A 2,896-nucleotide genomic window follows, 5' to 3' on the forward strand; every position below is an offset into this window, starting at 1 on the left:
GCCTGGTACCGTCGCAATTCCTGGTGCTGTCATCGCGTAACAAACACGCCATTGCCGTCGATGCGTCCAGGTCACGCCTTTACCTGTTTGAAAACACCAGCGCGGGCCTCAAACTCGTGGCGGACTATTACATCTCGGTTGGAAAATCCGGCATTGAAAAATCCGTCGAAGGCGACCTGCGCACGCCGGTCGGCGTCTACTACATCACCAGCAACCTGAACCCCAAATCGCTGCGCGACTTTTACGGCTCGGGCGCACTGCCCATCAACTACCCCAACCAGCTCGACGTCAAGCGCGGCAAGACCGGCGGCGGCATCTGGCTGCACGGGACACCACCGGCGCAGTTTTCCCGGGCACCGCTGTCCACCGACGGATGCGTCGTGCTGGCCAACCCCGACCTGGAGCGCATCATCCGCACCGTCGAGGTGCGCAGCACGCCCGTCGTGATTGCCCACAGCCTCAAATGGGTGGCGCCGCAATCCCTGGCGGCCGACACCCGGTCGTTCGAAACCGCGCTGCAAAGCTGGCACCACGCCAAGTCCAGCGGCGACATGGCCAAACTTACAACCTGGTACACACCCGATTTCACAAGTTACGGCAAGACGCTGGCCGAATGGACGCCGCTGCTGCAAAGTGAGCTCAAGCAACTCGGTGGGCGCGACATCCTGCTCAAGGACGTGTCTTACCTGCGCTGGACCGACAGCACCGACACGATGGTGGTAACCTTTGGCGAACTGATCAAGGGCGCCAAAACCGGCCGCACCAAGCGCCAGTACTGGATCCGCCAGGGAACCCAGTGGAAGATATTTTTCGAAGGAACCATTTGATGGCAGTTCACATGACGTTTGCGGCGCTTGCGGCGTTTTCTCCCTTGCGCCGCGCCACACTCGCAGCAGTGACGGCGGCGGGCGTGGCCCTCCTGGCCGGCCCGGCGCTCGCGCAAAGCGCGCCGAAGGTCAAATTCGTCACCAGTGAAGGCGACTTCGTGGTCGAGGTCTATCCCGACAAGGCGCCCAAGACCGTTGAAAATTTCCTGCAGTACGTCAAGGACAAACACTATGACGGCACGATTTTCCACCGCGTGATCAGCAACTTCATGGTGCAGGGCGGCGGCTACGACGCCACCTACGCCGAGAAGAAAACCCGCCCGCCGGTGCCGCATGAAGGCCGCGAGGCGCTCGCCAAGGGTGGGCCCAAAAACGTGGTCGGCACGCTCGCCATGGCGCGCACCAACGATCCCAATTCCGCGTCGTCGCAGTTCTTCATCAACGTAAAGGACAACGACTTCCTGAACCCCACGGTGATTCCCCCCGGAGACCCGGTTCCGAAGTTTGAATACCAGGGCCGCGTCTATGAAAACACCCCGCGCGCCCAGCTCGTCAACGCACCCCAGCTCTTTGGCTACACCGTATTCGGCAAGGTCGTCAGCGGCATGGACGTCGTGAACAAGATCAAGGCCGTGCCCACCGGCGCCGGCGGCCCCTTCCCGACGGATGTTCCCAAGACGCCCGTCCTCATCAAATCAGCAACCCTCGTCAATTAATTGACACAGCCCTACAGGACACCATCATGAGCAATCCCAAAGTAGACCTCCACATCGCCGAATACGGCGTCATCACGCTGGAGCTCGACGCCGCCAAGGCACCCAAGACCGTTGCCAACTTCCTGAACTACGTCAACAAGGGCCATTACGCCAACACAGTGTTTCACCGCGTGATCCCGGGCTTCATGGTGCAGGGCGGTGGCTTTGAACCGGGCATGAAACAAAAGCCTACCGACGGCGAAATCGAGAACGAAGCCAACAACGGCCTGAAGAACGACAACTACACCGTGGCCATGGCGCGTACCAATGCACCGCACTCGGCCAGCTCGCAATTCTTCATCAACGTGGCCGACAACGGTTTCCTGAACCACACCGCACCGAACGCATCGGGCTGGGGTTATGCCGTGTTCGGCAAGGTAGTGGCCGGCGCCGATGTCGTCGACAAGATCAAGGCCGTCAAGACCGGCCGCAAGGGCTTCCATGACGACGTTCCGATGGAAGACGTGATCATCCAAAAAGCCGTTGCAGTGGCCTGAGTGCCCTTTCGGGCCGCGCTTGCCGAAATCCAGCCGGTGAACACCCCCCAGGCCGTGCCCCCCATGGCGGAGCTGCCGGCCCCGCCCGTGTGGCGCACGGTCGACTTCATTTCCGACCTGCATTTGCAGGCCTCGGAGCCGGCTACTTTTGCGGCCTGGCAGCACTACCTTGAAACCACGCCGGCCGACGCGGTCTTCATCCTGGGTGACCTGTTTGAAGTCTGGGTCGGTGACGACGCTGTGGACGGCGACCTGCTCGATCCTGCCGCCGGCTTTGACGCGCGCTGCGTGCAGGCCATGGGCAATGCTGCAGGCCGGCTGGCCCTGTTTTTCATGCACGGCAACCGTGACTTCCTGGTGGRCCAGGCCCTGATGGACCTGTGCAACGCTACCTTGCTGGCAGACCCGACCGTGCTGGTTTTTCCCGCCGGCACCGGGCGGCGCTGGCTGCTGTCGCATGGTGACGCCTTGTGCCTGGACGATGTCGACTACATGAACTTTCGCAGCCAGGTCCGCAGCCCCGAATGGCAGCGCGCCTTCCTGGCCAGGCCGCTGGCCGAACGCCAGGCGATTGCGCGCGGGCTGCGCGAGCAAAGCGAAGCACGCAAGAAGTCCGGCGCACAATATGCCGACGTCGACACCCAGGCCGCGCGCCAGTGGCTGCAGGCGGCCAATTCCCGCACGCTGATTCATGGCCACACGCACAAGCCTGCCGTGCATGACCTGGGCGGCGGCCTGTCGCGCGTGGTGCTCAGCGACTGGGACCTGGGCGCCCCGGCGCCGCGCGCAGAAGTGCTGCGCCTGACCGCAGATGGGC

At 62.7% G+C, this 2,896-nt stretch carries 4 protein-coding genes; all 4 read left to right on the forward strand.

Annotated elements, in window-relative coordinates:
• On the forward strand, positions 1-827 hold an 827-nt coding region (locus AC1DWI_RS18655), incomplete at its 5' end, for a L,D-transpeptidase family protein (protein ID WP_477725417.1).
• Complete coding sequence (locus AC1DWI_RS18660; protein WP_477668985.1) at positions 827-1,543, forward strand: peptidylprolyl isomerase; 717 nt, start codon at positions 827-829, stop codon at positions 1,541-1,543. The genes AC1DWI_RS18655 and AC1DWI_RS18660, both read left to right, overlap by 1 nt.
• A 26-nt stretch (positions 1,544-1,569) precedes the next feature.
• Entirely contained in the window at positions 1,570-2,079 is a 510-nt protein-coding gene (locus tag AC1DWI_RS18665; RefSeq protein ID WP_477668984.1) for a peptidylprolyl isomerase, read from the forward strand.
• Between the two features lie 63 nt (positions 2,080-2,142).
• Positions 2,143-2,896 (forward strand): UDP-2,3-diacylglucosamine diphosphatase (locus tag AC1DWI_RS18670; RefSeq protein WP_477725418.1); only part of this gene is annotated, 754 nt, incomplete at its 3' end.

The sequence above is a fragment of the Polaromonas sp. P3_C2 genome, assembly GCF_056402675.1.